Raw genomic sequence first — 2,299 nt, 5'->3', positions numbered from 1 at the left:
TAACACTGAAATCCATAAAACAAATCAGGATTGAACTGCTTCCCTAATGAATTATCAAACCATTTTTCTGCTTGGTTTTTTGTTATCAACATTGGTCAACACCTACCCTAAATCATTTGTGTCGTTCATATTCGTAGGTGTCATTACTTCTTTAATTGGCGCTTGCCCTGTTGCTTTTCTATACTTGTTTTCAGCTTTATATTTCTTTAGCTTTTGATTTGCCCATTTACCTTCTTGAGATGTTGGATTATCTTTATATGTAGTATATAAAGCAACAACTGTTAAGATAATCGATGAAACACTTTCTTCATCTACTGGTATCGGACTTATACCTTTATTCGCTAAAAACTGATTGACTAATGCTAAGATCAATACGATGTATCTTGTTATTACTTTTGCATCCATTTGTTTGCTCCTTTTATCCAAAATAAAAAGCCAGTGCCAAAGCACTGACTCTTAACTATTACTTACACTTACTAAACCAGAAACACGACCAAAAGCTATATCCTAAAATTCCCTTAAGCATGGTAATCACCTCCTTTAAATGCCAAAAATAGTTTTTAACAAGGCTATAACAAATGTACTTAGAATCGTCCCTATTAATCCTAGAATCCACATCTTGATGTCTCTAATATTTTTAGCATTTTTCTCTTTATTTTTTTCATCTTCTTCTTTGTCACGCCTTAGTTCTTCGAAATTTCTATCTAACTTGTCATAAATTTTTTCTTGCGTTCTCAGACTGTCTTCTATTCTGTCGAATTTTTCAAACATAGTCTTATCATTTTCTTCTAATCGCGTTAAACGCCAATCTTGTTCGTGTCGTTTGGTAAATCCAAACATTACACCACCCACTTTATTCAAATTAAAAAGCCATAAGATTATAACCTATGACTCTAGATTTTCTGGATACTTTTCTCCTGTAATAATTGCATATTCCTCTTTATCTATAACTTCCATATCTACATACCACGCTATATCTTCTTTACTATATTCTTTCAATTGATACCATGTTTTAATATCTTCGAATGTTGGTGAAATTAATTTAAGCATTTTCAGTCTCTCCTTTAACCTCTTCTAATTTTTTATTAAGTGTCACAAGTTGTTTTGCCATTAGTGCATTTTGCTTATTAACTTGCATCGATAACTTTGTACTTTGAACAACTTGTTTCTGCATACTAGCAACCATTTTTCGTAAGATGTCATCAGAAGCGACTGTGTTTTGTTCTTCACTGTCAATCTGTTGATGCAAGTCATCTTTTTCTTCTGAATAATCTTCGTTAAAAACTATTTCCCCATTTGAATATTTAAAGGCTTTAGGTCTAAAAACTTGAGAGAAATTTTCTGGTAAATTTTCAATATCAATACCTTCTTCAAAGCCACCAATGATAGCGTATGAAATTATCTCATTACGCTTGTTAACTAATATTTGCATTATTTTCTCACTCCTATAATTTTGTTAATTGTCCCTCTATTTGCGTTCGCACCAGAGCCTCTTTGACTTCCTAAGTCGAAATAGACATCGTTTGATATAGTTAAAGATGTACGACTAGATTTAGTTAATCCAAACTCATAAACACCTCCACCATTTCCATCACCATCTGGAAGATTTGAGGGATTCAATGAAATCTTTCCTCCTCCAAAAGGACTGCCAAACTCTGTAAAGTCACCACCTGGAAAAGTCCCATAAAAAATTAATAAAATAAATTGGTCTAAACTCTCATTTAAGTACAATGTAGAGCCCACACCATTTGCTGTTCCATCAAAAATAACCGAATACCTTTTATTAAACTTGTCATCTGCGTATAATTTAGCGTTACTTTCGGCCATATTAGCTTTTGATTGGGCACTTTGAACAGTTTCAAAAGGTGTATTGTAATCATTAATAGCTAATTCTGACCACTCAGACCATGAACCCGCTTCTTTTCTTTTAACAAACACTTTATTTGTACCGTTCGGTCGATAAGTCATACGCTTGTAATCTGAAGTTACTACTAAATATTCGACAGTACCGTTAGTACTAACATCTCTTGGATAATTTATAGCTTGCGAAACATAAATAAATTGGGTTGAATCACCTATTCTTTGTTCTGGATTATTAAAATCAAATCCAGTAATCTGCATTATCTTACCATCATCTTTAGTAATCTTAGCTTTTTGCCAATTTGAAGTAGAACCACTTGTGACTAAACCACCACTATTCACTGACTGCTTGAAGGCTTCATGTTTCTCATCCATATATCGCTTTTGCTCATCGAATGTTCTTGAATATGCTTGCGCTTTATTTTCCAAATCAGATATA

General features: G+C 33.0%; 5 protein-coding genes and 1 pseudogene. All 6 read right to left on the bottom strand.

Annotated features, from left to right (window positions below):
• The coding region (locus IDG60_RS22330) for a hypothetical protein (protein ID WP_241013365.1) at positions 1 to 92 on the bottom strand (92 nt) is incomplete at its 3' end.
• Between the two features lie 10 nt (positions 93 to 102).
• The gene (locus IDG60_RS11440) at positions 103 to 405 is read right to left on the bottom strand and encodes a phage holin (protein WP_000339144.1); all 303 of its coding nucleotides are present in this window, start codon (positions 403 to 405) and stop codon (positions 103 to 105) included.
• Between the two features lie 135 nt (positions 406 to 540).
• Positions 541 to 840: a DUF2951 domain-containing protein gene (locus tag IDG60_RS11435; protein WP_000466784.1), complete on the bottom strand. Its 300-nt coding sequence runs from the start codon at positions 838 to 840 to the stop codon at positions 541 to 543.
• Between the two features lie 45 nt (positions 841 to 885).
• A complete protein-coding gene (locus tag IDG60_RS11430) occupies positions 886 to 1,050 on the bottom strand; it encodes an XkdX family protein (RefSeq protein WP_000916020.1) in 165 nt (54 codons plus the stop codon).
• Complete coding sequence (locus IDG60_RS11425; RefSeq protein WP_001166599.1) at positions 1,043 to 1,432, bottom strand: DUF2977 domain-containing protein; 390 nt, start codon at positions 1,430 to 1,432, stop codon at positions 1,043 to 1,045. Before IDG60_RS11425 ends, IDG60_RS11430 begins: the two co-directional genes overlap by 8 nt.
• A pseudogene (locus IDG60_RS11420) lies at positions 1,432 to 2,299 on the bottom strand (pyocin knob domain-containing protein); the annotation flags it as partial. The gene IDG60_RS11425 and the pseudogene IDG60_RS11420, both read right to left, overlap by 1 nt.

The sequence above is a fragment of the Staphylococcus sp. EG-SA-2 genome (genome assembly GCF_017152085.1).
Note: the sequence above shows the minus strand (reverse complement) of the source record. Positions and strands in the feature narration are given on the sequence as shown.